Raw genomic sequence first — 18104 nt, 5'->3', positions numbered from 1 at the left:
CTAAGACTTCAGTACAATCGAAGCGCTGATTCGGGGGGGGGTAGTGTTTGTAAGAGCGCTCGTAGGCGAGCATGCGGCTTGGGGAATAGGCAAGCAGATAGACTGCATCGGCGATCGGTGTACCGTACAATATTTTGATGCGCCGTCCGCTAGCCCGATCAGTGTGTCACTACCTGCGGATGCCGTGGCACCAACGCGCATTCCCGAGCAAACGCGCGTTTATCATTATGATATTTCTATCGGCGCTTGGGAAATCGGACGCCTGCTTGATGACCATGGCGACACGCAATTGGTCCAGTTTCCTAACAAGGCCACCAAGCATCTGAACGTGGTCGACGTGTTTACCCGTTGGGCGAGACCGATTACCGACCCAACACCGTTTCTCGCCAATCACATCAACGAAAGCCCCCGCTTTTCTGACGGTCGCAGCGCATTTAGGCGTAGTCAGTTAGCCCAACGTGCTGCATCGCTAGGCATGTCGGCCCTGCTGTCTTCCGCGATCGAGTTGGAAAGTCACCAGATTGAGGTGGTACGGCGGATACTGCAGGATCCCGTCCAACGATATCTTCTTGCCGATGAAGTCGGCTTGGGAAAGACGATCGAGGCTGGCATCTTGATCCGGCAGTGCGTGCTCGATTGTGGAAACGACGTAACAATCCTGATCGTCGTACCCGATGCGCTTGTCCTGCAATGGCGCAGCGAACTCAGCGAAAAATTTCTGCTTGGCGACCTTCTCGGTAAATCGATTCATATCGTTTCGATGAGTGGGGTCGACGCTTGTGAACCTTTGTTTTCGCGCGCCGTGATGCTGGTCGTCGACGAGGCGCATCATCTCATTGGTCGGGATGCTGGCGCCGGAATTTATACCAAGATCGCTGCAGCGGCGGCATCGATCGAGCGGGTCCTGCTGTTGTCAGCTACGCCTGTTCTGCACAATGAACGTGGCTTCCTCGCCATGCTGCACATATTGGATCCGGCGAATTACCCCCTCGATAGCATCGAAGCATTCCAGGCAAAGATCTTGGCGCGCCAACCGCTCGCCGAAATCGTAGCGGGCCTCGTGCCTGAAAACGCACTCTATCTCGACCATATGCTTGACGCTCTGGTGGAACTCTTTCCTGATGACGGTTTGCTGCAGGCACATGTCGCAGCGTTGCGGGCCATCGTCGAGCAGATGCCGGACGAAGGGGATCCGGCGCTGATCGAGGCTATCGGTAAAACGCGTGCACATCTGAGCGAGGTCTACCGACTCAATCGGCGAATTCTCCGGCACCGCCGCCGAAATGTTGTCGGCCTGACCCCGAACCGAGCCGGTGCTGTTGTCCATCGCTACCGGAGCGCGGATCGCCGCGCACTGACCGCGGCGGTGGAGGATTGGAAATTCGCGGAGGCGATCGCCTTGGGAGATGAACCAGGCGAAAATGGCAAGCGGCGCCACGTCGCCTTTTCGCAGGTACTCGATCGCGCGTCACAATATGCTGTGTCGGGGGCCGGCATGGTTGGCTTTCTTGCGCGTCGTCCCGAAGCAGTAGGAAATATTGACCGCTTCACAGCGATCGCGCGGACCCTGGAGCGAGACGGTCTGTTCGAGGATCGCGCGCGGGCGATGGTCGCCGCTATGGACTCAATGCTCGAGCAAGGGTGCAAATGTGTCGTCTTCTGCAGCGATAGCTCGACCGCCAATGCGCTTGCAGACCATCTGCGTTCCACCATGCGGTGCCCGGTCGATCGGCACGATCCCCAGGATAATGGCTGGGACTTGTTCAACCTACACCCGGATCATCGCATTCTAGTGTGCGATCGCCGGGCGGAAGAAGGTCTCAATCTCCAAGGCGGTCGGAAAGTCGTAGTGCATTATGATACACCGCTTAACCCTAATCGATTGGAGCAACGTCTCGGACGGGTGGATCGATATGGCTCTGGAGAGTCTGTACGGTCGATCCTGCTCTTATGTGAAGATGATCCGCTTGAGGAGGTCTGGACAAAGTATCTGGACGGCGCGCTCAAAATTTTCGACCGCTCCGTCGCCAGCCTTCAATATCTGATCGACGCTACGGTTCGTAACCTTCCGGCTCTCTTGTTTGACGAGGGTTATGAGGCGCTTGAAAAGTTGGTCGATGCGGATGCCGGTGATGGGGGGCGCATCGAGAAAGAACTCAAGGCGATCGACCAACAAGATGCACTCGATGCGCTTGGCACTCCGCCGTCGGATCTCACAGACCTGTTATGCGATGTAGACGATGACTGGCGTCAGATTGCCGATGATACGACATTGTGGCTCGAACAGACTTTGATGTTCGGCCGTCTGACGAGCGCGAATCCGATTGCTGATCCCAAAGCGTCCCCTTTCCGCTACGTATATGCGACGGAACGAGGCCATACCCTTCTACCGCTTCCACTGTTTTTGGATCATTGCTCGAATTCGCTCGATTTGATCAAAGATTCCCGATCCGGACGTTCAATCAAATCTGTCCCCTTCAGTTTTCAACGCCGCGCGGTGCTCAGCCGCTATGGACGCGAGGCCGGTGTGCGCTTGCTTCGATATGGCGAACCATTTTTGGCTGGTATCGGCGCTATCACAGACTCTGACGATCGCGGGCGTTCCTTTGCCCTATGGCGCGAAGACTCTCGATATGTCGCCGATCAGGTCGCAGATGTGTTTTTACGCTTTGACTTTCTCGCGGAGGTGGATCTCGAAGCTGTCTATGCAGTGCTCGGCGCACATGGAAGCGATAGCGCCGCTGCGCGTGCGGCACTGCGTCGACGGGGCGACCTTGCTCTCGCACCGTCCTTCCAGACCATCTGGCTCGACAGCAGCCTTAGACCTGTTCCGCAGGGCGAATTGCGCGCGATGCTCGGGCGACCCTATGATCCCGGTGGCGACCAAGGGCGAGACATCAACATCAATGCCCGCAGATGGCGGCGCGTGCGGAGCTTGCAGATCGACTGTCTTGCCTATTGGAGTGAATTTTGCGCTCAGGGCCGAGCGAGCGCAGAAGAATGTTTGCGTGAAGACACGGACTTCATCACGCGACTGAACGCGGCCGCAGCCGAGGCTGCAACGATTGACTATGGACGGATATCGCAGCTTGAGGTCCGTGTTGGGCAGGATCCATCGGCGGACGGCGCGCCACTTGAGCTTGAACGCGCCATTGCGGTGGCAACCCGCGAGGGTATTCTTCGCCCGCAAGTGCGTCTCGAAACAATCGGCGCGGTCTTCATGGCAGGGAGCGCTGCTGCGACCGATCGCCTAATGGGTGGACTATGACAGCGCCGTTCGATTTCTCGGCTCTTGAAGACGCGATCGCCGATTTGCACGGCTACATTTTACCTCAGGCCTCCCCCGACGGAGATGGCATCTTCGAACGAATTCTTCAGATACTTGTCCAGTCTCAAAAGGCGGGTCGCCTTGTCTGCAAATGTGACCTGATTGCTCTCCTCCGTCATGTGCTTCGCAGAGAGTCCCAGCGTTCGGGCAGCACAACCCACCTTCGCGTTCCGACGTCCAGCGACTGGCCGCAGGCGCAGCTTTGGCGACAATATGGCATTCGGCTACACAGCGAGCAAAGCGGTTTCGGGCTCATTGACGCCCAACCCTGGCGGCCTGAATGGTTAGCGTCGTCCGACCAGCCTGTTTTCGAAGAAATATTTGCTGAGACGAACGTTCGCAATGATCGGCAACGCGAGATCGATCCTTTTCTGGGTGAAGCGAGTGGCTTCTCCCACTATGTTTCTCCAGGTCAGCGCGAGGCCGTACGCAGCGCTTTGGTTTTACCGCCTGGCGAAACATTGATTGTCGGATTGCCGACCGGTTCAGGCAAAAGCTTCGTTGCGCAGGCTCCGGTTTTGGCGCGCGGACTGGAATCGGGCCTTGTGCTGTGTGTGGTTCCGACGACCGCGCTCGTTCTGGATCAGGCTCGGCAAATGACCGAGTTGTTGCGCAAGCGTTTTCCGGGACGGCCTATCCCGCAAATTGCATGGCACGCGGGCCTCTCTTCCGAAATGCGGGACGCCATCAAATCGGCAATTCGAGGAGGTACGCAAGGCGTTCTCTATTGTTCGCCGGAAGCCGTAGTCGGCGCGCTCCTGCCGGCCCTCTATGATGCCGCCCGGTTCAACCTGCTCTCGTATCTCGTCATCGACGAAGCGCATCTCGTCAGCCAGTGGGGCGATGGGTTCCGACCGGCATTTCAAATGCTCGCTGGCGTACGGCGCGGCTTGCTCGCTGCGTGCCCCACGACGCCTTTCCGGACCATTTTGATGTCGGGGACACTGGCGCCGGACACCATCGAAACGATCGACGCCCTGTTCGGTCCGGCAAGAAGCGTCCAGATGATGGCGTCGATCTATTTGCGACCCGAGCCGCAATATTGGGTCTATCGTGACGACGACATCTTGTCCAAACGGCGCAAGGTACTTGAGATTTTGCGGTACGCGCCTCGGCCCTTCATCCTCTATGTAACCAAGCGGAACGACGCAGATGACTGGCTGAGAATTCTCAAAGCCGAAGGCTATGAGCGCGTCGCCAGCTTCCATGGCAATACGCCGCATGCCGAGCGTGTGGCCGCAATCACCGCGTGGGCAGAGAACAAACTCGACGGAATGGTCGCCACATCGGCCTTCGGTGTGGGCATTGATAAGCGCGATGTTCGCACAATTGTCCACGCGGCGGTTCCGGAAACGCTTGATCGCTTTTACCAAGAGGTCGGGCGCGGCGGCCGCGACGGTTGTCGTTCGGGATCGTTCCTTATCTATTCTCAGAAAGATATCGAGGTTGCCAAAGGAATCGCAGCGCCGTCGCTGATCAGCGACGATCTCGCTTTCGAGCGTTGGGCGGCCATGTATGACAGTGCCGACAAACTCGACGATTATGGGATGCTCTGTGAAATCGACCTCGGAACCGTGCCGGACCGACTCCGTCAGGAATCGGACTATAACCAGGCCTGGAATATGCGGACGCTGATCATGATGGCCCGGGCAAAGATGCTCGAACTTGAATCTCAGTCACCTGCGCGGTTCGCCGATCTCGAAAGCGCAGCGGGCGGGGGCTTCGACGCCGACAACGAGGATGATTGGGCCGAATACTTTCGGCATACGGTTATCCGGCTCAGTCAACCCGGCCATCGTACGAAGGAGATATTTGTACGCGACCTTGGGGCCGAAAGAACGCGCGCCTTCAAATCATCCAATGCCGGCCAGGACCTGCTCGAAGAAATGCTTTCCGCTTCGCACGAGTTCTCGGCTCTGCTCGAACGGCTATACCGCAATCATGAGCCGGGCCGGACAATCATCGTGTCGCGGGCGTGCGGTGGATGTCCTGCAGATCGTGCGATTGGAGGTCCGGTTCAGGGCTATGCAGAACCGACCGCAACCGGGATTGAAGGGCTGTGGCCCTTTGATGCGGCGACCTGGACCCAGCGGTTCAGGCATCTCGACCTTTCGTCACCCGTCTATCTTCTGTTTCCGGGGCCCTTGGACGCGAAATCGATCTACCCCGTTGTCGAAGCTTTGGTCTCGACCTTCGGTATTCGCGAACTCTGCCTTCCGGCGAGTTTTCGCGCAAAGGAACCCCGTTACGCGACGCTGCATCAACGCGTTCCCGGCGGCATGATCTTTCTGCAGGACATCGCGGAAGAAAGGCGGTGCGGATCGATGTACCAATTGCCGCGGGCAACTATTTTCGACACGCTCGACATCGATCGCGCTCTGCTTGACCTTCGCAAACCGGTCCACGTAGTTCTTGCGTCGCGCACGGCCTCGGATCCCGATCATCCTCTGAGGCACCTAGGCGATACCGGATCCAATATTTTGACCCAAGAGCAGTTTCTGCGCGGAGCCCGATCGTGACCATCCTGAACCGTCCGAGCGACGGGCTTTACAATGTTCTGATTATCCTGGTGAGAGCGGCCGTCCGCTTTTCGCCGCGCGACACCGAGCAGCTTCTGGCCGCTTGCGGGAGCATGATAGATTCGTTCGATGCAGGGCATTTGGGGCGCACGTTGACTCGCTGGACTTCGCTCGGGCTTTTCGAAGTCGGTAAAGATACTTTCGCTATCGCGGAGCCTTATCGCGCCATCCTCGGCACAAAACCCGATGTCGCCGAGGCGCGATTGCCCGATGTGGCGCGGAGGCTCGTATTGAAAGAGGAAAATAATGCCCGCTTCTGGGACGCGGAAGGTGCCCAAAGCGCTGATTTCTCTAGGGGGGCGGCGTGGATGCTCGCACAGGATGTGTACGCCATGCCCTCTACTGTAGCTGGATGGGAAAGCCTCGCAGCGCGCCAGATCGCCGATCCCAGAACCACGACGATCATACAAAATGATACGCGGTGGAACGGGTTGCGGGCCTGGATGCCCTATCTCGGATTCGCGCGCGATGCAGGCAGTTGGAACATCGACCCGACCGAAGCCGTTCGGGATACGCTGCCTGATATTTTCGGAAGCGCCAAAATTTTGCTCGCGGGTGAATTCGTCGGTCGCTTGTCTGAAGCCGTCCCAATCCTTGATGGGGGCAAATATCGTCGGGAGGTGGAAGCGGCACTGAAGGACGGGATTTGGCCAAGACCAAATGAAGGCAGCGTTTCGACATCATTGTCTCGCGCTCTGCAGCGCCTTGATCGCGAAGGATCGCTCAAACTCGAGCAAAGAAGCGACGCCGGCGAAGGAATCTCGCTGACGGGGCGCGCCGGGAAGCGATGGCGCGACGTCAGCCATATCAATTTTGTCGCGAAGAAGGTCCGGTAATGCTCGAAGCTTATTGGCCTAGCGCCGATGCCGTGAACGCGTGCGTCAAGAATGAGGCGGAGACAGCCGATGTCTCGGTTCTCCTCGCCGTGCATCAGCCAACTCCGCTTGTCGCACGCGCTGCGGTCACAAACCGCGAGACGGTGGTTTCCGAGAAACAATTGCTGGATGCTTTCCTTAGCGAGGATGTCCCGGCGGGCTATATCTTGTGCCCAATCACCGGACCATCGGGCGTCGGAAAATCGCACGTCATCCGCTGGCTCGATGCGCAGTTGCAACGGTCCAAACGTTATAAAGATTTGCTCGTTATTCGAATTCCGAAGAGTGCGAGTTTGCGCAAGGTCGTCGAACTCATCCTGGAGCCCCTCAAGAACAACCCCCGTTACGCCAAACCGCGCGATGAGCTGAGCAAGGCGGTCGCTGAAGTGAACGCCTCGCAGATCATCGTCAGATTCATCGCCGAACTACAGAATGCCTTGGCAGACCGCGCGAAGGAAATGCGTGCGCAAGTTTCGGAGGATGCCAGTCGGGGCGCAGAACTTCGTTCGCTCATCGGGCATGCCGAGCAACTGCCCAAGCTTTTTCGGGACGCTGTTCTTCATGAACATTATGCAGACACCGTCTTCAATCGGATCATTTCCCGCGCAATCAAAGGGCGCGATGAAGAAAGCATCGGCGGCGAAACGGATACGCAATTTTTCGGCGATGATCTTCTCGTTCCCGAAAGCTGCGATATTTCGGAGGCTGCCTTTCCCGTCCGCAACTATTATCTCTCGCAAATTGCTGTCGCCGATGCCACCCGGCGCGAGCCCATTGCGAAGCTTCTCAATTCGGTGGTGGACCGCGCTATCAGTCATGTGTTCCGGCTCGAGCAGAGCAGCGGCGGGCTGACGCTGCAGGATATCATTCTGGGGGTCCGCGAGTCGCTTTTGGAAGACGGCAAGGAATTGGTACTCCTCGTCGAAGACTTCGCGGCTCTCTCCGGTATCCAGGAGGCCCTGCTGAATGTGTGCATTCAAGAAGGCACGCGCGATGGAAAGCAGGTCTATGCCACGATGCGGACAGCGCTGGCACTAACCGATGGTTATCTCACCTCACGCGAAACCATTTTGACGCGCGCGCAGCGCGTATGGATGATCGGAAACGCGCCGCAGAGCGAGGCCGAGACGAAGGCGGCCGTGGTCGAGATGGTCGGAGCCTATCTCAATGCCGCCCGCTGGGGCGAGGAGGGATTGAAAGAACGCTTCAGCCGGAATCGATCGGCGCACGCACAGGCCGGTTGGCTGCCGATCTGGCATGACGATGCCCGATCAGAGGAGGAGGCGGCCGCTCTTGAAGCATTCGGCCAGTCCGAGGCCGGGTTTCCCCTGTTCCCGTTCAATCGCGCCGCCATCGAGCGCCTTGTCGAGCATCATCTTCTCGAAAACGCAAAACTCACATTCAACCCGCGTCGCGTGATCAACGAGATACTGAGAAATACGTTGCTCGATCGCGATAGCTATATACGGGGCGAATTTCCGCCGGCCGCATATCACGGGCTCCAGCCCAACGGATATTTGGCCAATCTCGTCCGGCAATTGAGCATCCCCGATCCGGAAAAGCGGCGCCTGCAGAGCACACTCGTGATGTGGGGCGGTAATGCTCCTGATGCGAAAACGCTGGCGCACGTCCAGCCTCTCGTTTTTCGTACCTTCGGCGTACCGACGCCGGAAGATCTTACGAACGTCAAATTCGTCAAGAAGGTCGAGACGCCTCCGTCCGCGACTCCAGATACGCCGACTACAAGCAGCGGGACTGCAGTGGTGGATCAAGCTTCTGGGGAAGACCCGGTAGACCCGAAAATCGCGGCATGGGTCGGAAAACTCGACCGCTGGGCGACAGGCGAGCCACTCATTCAGGCCGATGCGCGTGCGATCCGCAATGCATTGGCTGAGCTGTTGCAAAAGTCCATCGACGGATCGGGACTTCGTATTCCTGAAGTCGAGGTCAGCGGCCGCTGGATCGCTATCGCCGGTGCCAGCAATAATCCTACAGGCGGGCGCGAATTAACGGTCTGTACCGATTATCGCGACGAAGATGGGACAATGCGGCAGGGTATGTTCGGTGCGTTGCGCTACCAGCATCATGGGAGCGGTTGGGACTATCCCGAAGGTGATGACGATTATGTCGCCGCGATGCAAATCGTCGATGACCTTCGCCGGCAACTGGAACCGATGCTGATAGCCGACGCGAAGGCTGCGGGATATTTCCTTGGCAATGCGTTGCTTACGCAGGCCCGGATCGCCGGTATGCAACCGCCCGTTCGCATCGCGGGACCGCAGGCGATGCTGGCCGCGCTTTTTGACCAACCCGCGTCGTTCGATGGCTCGAGTGTCGAACCGCAATGGGATCAATTGCGCACGCATGCACTCAATGGAAGCAGCGGACGTGATATTCGCAAACTCTTGCAGGACGCTCTGCGCGACCGCTCGGCAAGCTATCAGGGCAATGGTCGTACGCCTTTTGCTATCGATCTCGTTCGTATCTATGATGCGCTGCAGTTGCCACCCGAAGAACGCGCAACGCTACCGGACGCTGTCTCCGAAGATATTCGGATGTTTCTGCCTTCGCTAAGCGAAGACCGCATCTGGGCCCGCGTGCAACCGGTGATCGCGTTATTGCGGCAATTCCGGGACGAGGTCGGCGACTTCCTAGACGACGAGAAGCTCGACAAAAATGCATTCGTTGCCGACCTTAAAACCATTGTCCATCTCTTGCAGAAAACTCAATGCTGGCCGAGCCAAGCCAATTTCGATGTCGCGCGGTTCGGGCGGAATCTCACCGAGTTTCAGACGAGTCCTTATGCCGAACTAGTCAATGCGGCTGCAATGGTCAGCGAAGCGGAGCGTGACCAATTACCTAGATTGTTGAACGCGCTCGGTGTCATCGATCTCGGTCTTATCCAACGCACTCTCGGTTTCCTGAAGGATACCGAGGCGCTTGTGTCGCTCGGGACGCCACGCGTCGAAAAACAGATGGAAGCGCGGCGCCAGTCGGATCCGATGATTGTCGCAACAGACATCATCGCACTATTCGATCGCGTTGCTGCGGATACGACAACCCTTGGAGATACACAATGAGTGCCGCTCTTCCACTCCGTGCCGCGGCGCTGCGCGAGCAGCTCGAAACGCTCGATGCGATGGGTTCCAACGTCCAGGAAACCGCATTGCTCACCGACCTTCGCCGTGAACTCGCCGAGGATGTCGAGGAGCTCGAACGGAGTTTGGTGCAGTCCCGCGTTCTCGCCAAGGCGGGCGTAGTGACCGAAACTCCCGCGTCGCTCTCCGCAGCGCGCGCGCGCGCCGCTGCTTTGCGAGACAAATTCGTGCAGGATCCGAGATCGGGCACGCTCAAGGTCGGCAAGTCATGGACGACGCTCACACGCGACCTCGTAGCCGCCGCAACCGAGCTTGCTAAGGATGCCAAGGTAGCGTGGAAGGCGTATCGCGGCGTCATTTTTACTGGTGACGCGCCTGCAGTAGTTCGCAGTCGGATTGCCGGAACCGATCAGAACAACAGCGCGCTCACTCGTTATGAGAGCAAGCATCAAGCGTTCCGTATGGCCTTTGAGACGATGCCTTCGAGCACAGCGGAGATCGTCGCCGTGCTCCAACTGGCCTCCGATTTGAAGACCATCGCCGGCGAATTCGATTTTGCAGTGCCGGACGATGTGAAGAAGTTCCTAGAAGCCGTCCAAGCGAGAGGTGCTGCGCTGACGCTGCTGACGCCCGGCGTCATCGCGTGGCTCAAGGACAATGACGCCTTCGATTCCTATCGCATTGTCGCCGCGTGATGGAGGGTGACGAAGGCTTGCTAATGGCGGTGCTCGACGCTGTCGAGCAAATGGAAGCGCGCCTGTTGAGTTGGGGATTGGTCGATAGCCATGTTGCTCCTGCGGAGCTTCACGGCATCATCGACGAATTTCTCGACGACCCGGTTGTCGGCCGGAATGTTTCATATCTTGGGGCCGGCGAAGTTATCGCGGCACTAATCGCGCGCGCACTAATCCTGAATGTCGGCGACGATAATGAGGCGCGCTACAGGTCTAGAATGGCCGAGGCCGTACGGTTGAGCTTTCGTTTGCGCCAACTTTTTCCGAAACATGCCGGACCGATCCTTTGGCAGACCGCCCCGACGCTCGTTGCCGATTTCCGCTTCTTGTGGCGCCGCCGAAGTTATCCGAAACGAGACAAGCTGGCCGCTGATGCGGTGCGCGTTGTTAATGAAGCGACCGATAACAAGGCTGTTCGCGGCGCACTTGCTGCGCTGGTCAGCAGCTACGGCTCCGATTTTGCGCTCGCCGATTTTCAGGTCAAGGCGACAGCGCGGATCCTCGCCGGTTTCAACGGCCGATCTTCCGGGACATTGGTAAGCGCCGGCACCGGTAGCGGCAAGACGCTTGCTTTCTATCTGCCCGCGCTGGCGCGTGTTGCGGCGCATATCGAAACAGATCCGGCTACAGTGCGCTGGGTGAAAGTCCTGGCTCTTTATCCGCGCAACGAATTGCTCAAGGATCAATTCGCCGAGGTATATTCGCAGGCGCGCCGTCTGGACGCGAGCTTGAGCGCAAAGGGTCGACGCAAGATCCTGATCGGCACATTTTTCGGTCCGACGCCGCATAGCGCGGTATTCGCCCATAATACCAAGACCGGATGGCAACAGATCAGCGGGGGGTTGCGGTGCGATTTTATCCGGTGCCCGACGGAGCATTGTCTGGGCGACATGGTCTGGCTCGACGCCGATCGGGCAGAGAAACGCGAGCGTCTCTGCTGCCTGACCTGTGACGCGACGATCGAGAGCGATGAGGTCATTCTGACGCGTGAAAGGCTTGTGCGGGAAAGTCCGGACATTCTTTTCACGACCACCGAGATGTTGAACCAGCGGATCGGCGATGGTCGCTATCGGCATCTTTTTGGTGTGGGTGACCGTGCTGCACGCCCTGCCGAACTGATGCTACTCGACGAAGTACACACTTATGCTGGCACTTCCGGTGCGCAGGTGGCCTATCTTATCCGCCGTTGGCGCTGGTTGCTCAGGCGCCCCGTATCTTTCGTCGGACTTTCTGCGACGCTGAAAGATGGCGCGCGTTTCTTCGCCCGTCTCACCGGGCTTTCTGAGGCCGCGTGCGCCGAGGTCACGCCATCGCGCGCTGACATGATTTCCGAAGGCGCCGAATATATGCTCGCCCTGCGCGGCGACCCTGTCTCACGGACGGCCTTGCTCTCGACTTCGATCCAGACGGCAATGCTCTTGTCCCGGATTCTCGATGACCCGGCAAGCCGTAGAAGCGAAGGCGTTGTTGGTGAGCGCCTCTTCCTGTTTACCGACGACATCGATGTGACCAATCGTATGTATTTTGCGATGCTCGATGCGGAAGGGCGGGACCGACGCGGCGCTCCGGATATGCGTCGCAAGCCGACGGGGGGCCTCGCGACCTTGCGGTTTCCCTCTACGGTCGAGAGCCGCAAGCTCGACGGTCAGGACTGGGATGCAGTGACCCGGATCGGTCATACGCTCCAGCAGCAAGATCGAAAATCGGTGGGCCGGGTCATGTCGATGGATCCAGGCGTCGGCAATAATCTCGACATTATTGTGGCCACGGCCGCGCTCGAGGTGGGCTTTAACGACCCTCGGGTCGGAGCGGTCATCCAGCACAAGGCACCGCGTGACGTCGCCCAGTTCCTGCAACGCAAAGGGCGAGCGGGACGTTTGCGAAGGATGCGGCCCTGGACGGTCGCAATCCTCTCGGATTATGGCCGCGATCGCATCGCCTATCAGGGCTATGATTTACTTTTCGATCCCGAACTGCCGGTGCGGTCGCTTCCGACCACAAATCGCTACATACAGCGCATTCAAGCGGTATATGCGACCCTCGACTATCTCGCGGCAGCGGATACGACGAACCGACACAGCGTCTGGCACGATTTGGCCAAGCCAAGCGACCGCGCGACCGATAGAAATCGGCAGACCCAACTGGCACAGACTCTCCGCCGGATCATCGTGCAGCCCGCCGAGCAAGATCGTTATGCCGAGTTTCTCGCCAAATCGCTGCGGTTAAAGATCGAGGATGTTCAACTGCTTCTTTGGGAGCAACCTCGCCCCTTGCTCACCGAAGTGTTGCCGACCGCTGTACGCCGGCTCGAGACCAACTGGCGCTGGTCCGGCGAAGTCGGTGGCGATTATTGGCTGAACAATGCTCCGCTACCCGAATTCGCGCCGGCAAATTTGTTCACGAGTCTGAATTTGCCTGAGGTACAAATCACGCTTCCGCCGTCGCCCGGTTCTGCCGAGCCCGAAAATATGGTGATGCCGATCGGCCAAGCGCTGCGCGAATTCTCTCCCGGCCGGGTTTCCCGGCGCTTCGGTCTGCGCCATGAACGCGAACGACATTGGATTGCACCCGAACTCGATGCGATGCGGGAACAGGCCGTTTCCGTTGGCGATTTTGCATCGGGCGAAGTGCTCGGTCGCTGGCCTATCGAGAGCGGCGGTGGTGTTGCCGAAGTGCAAGTGCTTCGCCCCCGGAGTTTTCGCGTGTCACTTCCGCCATCCAACGTCCTAGACAGTTCGAATTCGCGGCTGCGGTGGCGGAACCAATTGATCGCGCGCACGCACGGACTGGCTTTTGCGCCACCTGCTGGAAACGGATGGTCCGACCATGTCCGGTCCATGGAATTTTTCACACACCAAGGCCATTGTCCGATCGAAACGCGGCGCGTCGCACTCGGCAGTGATGCGAATATCCTTTTCCAGGACGGAACTTCGGCAGTTAAGGAATTTTACTTCGAGTCTGGAGGCGAACGGGTCGGACTTGGATTTACAATCGCGGTCGATGCCCTTTGTATGCGTTTGGCGTTGCCTGACCGCATATGGGAAAATCTCGATGGTCGCGTCGACGAACTCGCGCGAGCGATGCGCACAGCCTATTTCTATCACCAAGCGCGGCACGGTCCGCTGCTCGATGGGATCGATAATATATTTGCTCGCGATTGGCTTGCGCAATTGCTTCTGACAACCTTGACCAATGAGGCGGTCGCTAAATCGATCGACCTCCGCCAAGCGGCGGCAAATCTCGCCGGGGGAAGCGCCGATCTCGATCTCGACCAGACCCTCAATTTTCTCTTCCAGTCGCAAATCGTCGACGACGCCAGCGCGCAAGGGAACGCCCAAGACCGCCTCCGCCAGGATCTTGCGGCCTATCTCGCGAACCCCGACGTCGTACGCAACCTTCTGGCATTGGGACATGGCCTTTACGAACCGCTGGGGGAGGAATCGGAAGGCTGGTTGCGCGAACGCTTCACAGCGACGATCGCCGCCGCCTTGATTCATGCGATTGAGAGCCTCTGCCCGGAGGTAGATACCGACGAACTGGTGGTCGACATCCACGCGGGGCCGCGCGACGGCGAAGATATATCCCAGGATCAGGCGAGCGAATTGTGGATTAGCGAGATGTCGCCCGGCGGGAATGGCCACATCGAGGAGATTCAGCGCGTATATGCCGAGGATCCGCGCCGTTTCTACGCATTGATGAGCTCAGCCCTTCGCGACAACGACTTTGCGCTGAGCGATTTCCAGTTGAAGCGCTTCGTAAACGATGCTGTTTTGGCCGCCCCGGAGGATCCTTTCGCCGAGGCGCTCCAGGCGATGCGAAGAGCGTCGGGTGCCGAAGCCACCCACCGCGCCTTTACCGCGCTTCGCCACCTGATTGCGGAACAGGGCTATGTGACGTCGCACGCCTTTATGGTGGCGCTCAGCAATCGCGTTTTGCGACCGGGGTCGAGCGCTGAAAGCGATCGTTTCCTGCGTGATGCTTTGCTGCTCTGGGACGGAGAGGAAGCCCGACTTGGCGTCGAACTTGACGCGCGCGTGATCGCCTATAGGCTCTCGCGAAACAGTGATCTCGATCAAGCGCTTGGTGCTGCGGGTATCGATACGCCTACGATCAACCCCGACCAATGGCGGTTCAGCGTTATATATGGTCTGCTTTGGCCGCGGGGTTCCTACATTCGCCAGGCGGGCCTCGCCCTTTACTCGACATTCAGCGATTTGCCGGCGCCCGAAACATTGCTTGTTCGGGCCTTCCTTCCCGAGGGCACGGCAACCATTGACCTGGATAACCCGACCTGGCGCGAGCGATGCCTCGATCAATTGGCACGGACCGGCGCCGCTACCCTCGTTTGCGCACTGGCGCAAAGCGACCGGATGGCGGAAGCGCTTACCTTCCTCGCGACCAACCCTGTCGAAGCGGATTACCTCTCGGTATTTGCACGGACCCAGGCAATCCGCCGCGTTGGCGGGAATCTCGAGGCCGACATCGACATTGCGGAGGCGCTGCAATGAGTTTTGCCACGCGCCGCATTTTCAAGAGTGCGAGCACCAGCCACAATCTGATCCGCGAGTTGCTTCAGCAGATGCTGTTGTCCGAGCTCCTGTCGCCGGGCGACGAGCGCGCCTGGCTGGTCAGCCCCTGGATCAGCAACGTCATCCTTCTCGACAATCGAGCGGCAGGCTTCTCCGCGCTTAATCCCGATTGGGGTGAACGCGAGGTTCGCTTGGTTGAACTGTTGGTTTATCTCATGTCCCGGGGAACGCCGCTCGGCATCGCGACGAGTTTTGACGGGCATAATGACTCGCTGCTGACGGCGCTCGAGACAGGTGCGCAGGAAGCGGGCGTCGGAGACAAGCTCGTGATTGTTCGCCGTCAACTCCTTCATACGAAGGGTTTGCTATTTTCCCGCGGATTGCTGACCGGATCGATGAACATCACTTATAACGGGCTTGAACTTAACGACGAACACGTCGTCTACGATACGACGCGGCAGACCGTCGCCCAGGCACGGATCGCCTTTGAATCATATTTGGCCGGTGATGCCTGAGGTCGGCCCTGACCATGCCCCTTGGCTCTCGCGCTTCTTTGCGGCGCCGAACGGCCTCGACTGGGTAACCCTCTCGGCTGGGAGCATCCCGTCCGGGATTGCCGAATCTGTCGATCCATGGCTCAGACTGCTCGGCGACTATGAGCAGATTGCCCCAATAATTCTTCCGTTCGTTCGGGACGGTAAAATAACCGGCTGGTATGCTGCGGCCCGCGATCAAGAGCGGACCGGGGAACTCGAGCGCCTGCTGAACGCATGGTTCGGGCGGGCATGGTTCGAGCATTTCGACCGAACCTCGCCCGCCGCCGCAGACCCGATGGCCGCGGCACTCGGGAGCGCTTTCGGTACGCCCGTCTTTCGTTTTGCGGGCGCCGACGAAGCGGCGAACCAACGGATCGCCAATGATCTGCGCGCGCTGGCAACTCTCCTTGCGGGACGGACGCGGCGCAAGAAGATTGAACGCCGCCCGGTCGGGGCCATTCGATCGGAGTTTGATCGCGCGCTGCTTGTCCAGGATCAGGCTCAGGCGCAGGTATTGCTGGACGAGTTGAAGCAAAGCGCGCGCCTCAACGAAGAAAATCTGCGCTTCCTGGATGTGCGGATGCGCGCCGGCCTCGGATTATGGCCGCAAATCGCTCATGATCATTGGCTGATCAAGACGCTCTCCGAGTTGGTTCTTCCGCCGCAGATTATCGCCGATCTAATCGAGGCGCTGTATCGGACACATCTCGATCTTCCTGAAGCCAGCGGCAGTAGCGACGAACTTCTCGCGACCTTTGTCGAACAGATTGGCAGTCGTTATCCGCGGCTGTTTGCTTCGCGCCGGGGCGTTCGGACGCCGCGCGCAGTGAAGGCATTTCTGCTGTTCGAGCGAAGCCGCCCGAAGCCCAGCCCGCAAATCATTGCCGAGCTCGCTGCGCTGCTGCCCGATTCCGCGCGTGTTGCCGGTACTATTGCCGAACTGATCTCCATCCCTTCCGCCGCGAGCGAGGCGCCGAGTATCGACGCCGCCGACGAAGCTTTCGATGACGGTAATTTCGATCGCGCCATTGAACTCTATCTTGCGCTCCCGCAGAGCAAAAGGACGATCACCCGTCTGATCCACTGTGCCTCCTTCGTGCGCACGCAGGAGGCCATCGACAAGGTCGTGGCCACGGTCGAGAAAACCGGACAGCTTGTCGAAGAATTATCGTTAGCAAACCGTGCCAAATATGAGGCTTTGCAGGTCTCGCCGCCATCCATTGAGGTTGAGGTTGTCCCGGTGGCAGACGCGTTGCCGGTCGAGAGGGATTTGGGGAGCCCTGCCGGTGTTGAGCCGGCATTGGCGAGCGTCCCGGACGCGGCCAGCGGGTGGCTCGATTGGGCTGCCGGGCTACGGGAGGGCACAGCCAGCACCCTGCCTGCCGACGCGGCTGTGACCTGGGATGCGGATGCGATTCGCAGCGCCCCGGAACGGGCGCAGCAGTTCGCCGACAGGATCGGAAACGTGGGCGGCGACAGATCGGCGATCGTGCGGAATGCAATCCCTTCGATTCACGCTGCGTTCCTCGGCGACGAGGGAGTCATGCTGCCGAGCGTCAAGCCGATCGCCAACACGCTCTTCATGCTTGTCGCGATGGACGATGGCCTGTCGTCGATCGACCTAGCCCTGCTGTCTCAACTGCTCGGCCAGCTTCTGGAAGCCGGCGTTTCGAGTGCTGATTATCTATCGCTCCTCGATACTTTGAGCGACGTCGAAGAGCGCATGGGGTCGCCAGCGCATGTGGGCTGGTCGCTGGATGTCGCAGAAGCGTTGGCCCTCGCACCTGCGCCGTCGGTCGATTGCCAAAATGCACGCCAGCAATTCTTCCTGCTCGTCGTCGGCAAGACGATCGGATTTGCTCATCGCTTACGTGCGGACGAACGCCATGCATTCCGCATTCTCGCACAGGACTATGGGATCGACCGCGAAGCGCTCGGCGCAATCGATGCTGAAGAGCAGGCGAACGACCAAGGCGTGCTCCCCGATTTATCGGACAAGACTATTGGTATTTACACTCTCACCGAAGCGGCCGGAAGCCGTGCCAAAAGCCAATTGGAGACGATGTTTCCCGGTGTTGAAGTCATACTCAATGCCGATCTTGTGGCGACGGCTAGGCTTGCGAGCCTTGCGAAAAATGCCGACTTCTTCGTCTTCGCTTGGCGGAGCAGCAGCCACTCCGCTTATTATTGCATCAAGGAGGCCATGGACGATCGCGAACCGATCATGCCCTTAGGAAAAGGCACGGCGAGCATCGTACGAGCCGTCATCGATGCCGTTTGCTAAATGAATGCGGCTACGTCGATCGGATGGTCGATCGATGATAAATATCCGCAGGATAAGTCGGTTAAGCGGTAGGCAGGACATTCGCCATCACGATGTTGGTCGAGCAGAAAATAGGTCGTCGCGTCAATGCGAACATCATTT

The 18104-nt window shown here is 58.8% G+C and carries 8 protein-coding genes; all 8 read left to right on the top strand.

Translation table 11 applies throughout. The features are described 5' to 3' along the window. The first annotated feature begins 43 nt into the window (after positions 1-43). The 8 genes from dpdE to dpdD are packed head-to-tail and all read left to right on the top strand — an operon-like array spanning position 44 to position 17963. Positions 44-3268, top strand: a complete 3225-nt coding sequence (gene dpdE, locus SGR02S_RS19480; protein WP_276525659.1) for a protein DpdE — start codon at positions 44-46, stop codon at positions 3266-3268. Beyond that, entirely contained in the window at positions 3265-5847 is a 2583-nt protein-coding gene (gene dpdF, locus SGR02S_RS02935; RefSeq protein ID WP_082796914.1) for a protein DpdF, read from the top strand. The genes dpdE and dpdF overlap by 4 nt, the downstream gene beginning before the upstream one ends. Beyond that, positions 5844-6743: a protein DpdG gene (dpdG, locus tag SGR02S_RS02930; RefSeq protein WP_067105518.1), complete on the top strand. Its 900-nt coding sequence runs from the start codon at positions 5844-5846 to the stop codon at positions 6741-6743. The genes dpdF and dpdG overlap by 4 nt, the downstream gene beginning before the upstream one ends. Then, on the top strand, positions 6743-9862 hold the full coding sequence (gene dpdH / locus SGR02S_RS02925) for a protein DpdH (protein WP_067105517.1): 3120 nt from the start codon (positions 6743-6745) through the stop codon (positions 9860-9862). Before dpdG ends, dpdH begins: the two co-directional genes overlap by 1 nt. Continuing rightward, positions 9859-10575, top strand: a complete 717-nt coding sequence (locus SGR02S_RS02920; protein ID WP_067105516.1) for a hypothetical protein — start codon at positions 9859-9861, stop codon at positions 10573-10575. The genes dpdH and SGR02S_RS02920 overlap by 4 nt, the downstream gene beginning before the upstream one ends. A 23-nt stretch (positions 10576-10598) precedes the next feature. After that, positions 10599-15122: a protein DpdJ gene (gene dpdJ / locus SGR02S_RS02915; RefSeq protein ID WP_169799622.1), complete on the top strand. Its 4524-nt coding sequence runs from the start codon at positions 10599-10601 to the stop codon at positions 15120-15122. Beyond that, positions 15119-15658 carry a phospholipase D-like domain-containing protein DpdK gene (gene dpdK, locus SGR02S_RS02910; RefSeq protein WP_067105514.1) on the top strand — a complete coding sequence of 180 codons (540 nt, stop codon included), beginning with the start codon at positions 15119-15121 and terminating at the stop codon, positions 15656-15658. The genes dpdJ and dpdK overlap by 4 nt, the downstream gene beginning before the upstream one ends. Then, positions 15651-17963, top strand: coding sequence for a protein DpdD (dpdD, locus tag SGR02S_RS02905; RefSeq protein ID WP_067105513.1), 2313 nt, complete (start codon positions 15651-15653; stop codon positions 17961-17963). The genes dpdK and dpdD overlap by 8 nt, the downstream gene beginning before the upstream one ends. Positions 17964-18104 lie beyond the last annotated feature (141 nt).

Source organism: Sphingopyxis granuli NBRC 100800 (genome assembly GCF_001591045.1).
Classification (GTDB): Bacteria; Pseudomonadota; Alphaproteobacteria; order Sphingomonadales; family Sphingomonadaceae; genus Sphingopyxis; species Sphingopyxis granuli.
This window is presented reverse-complemented; position numbering and strand designations above follow the sequence as displayed.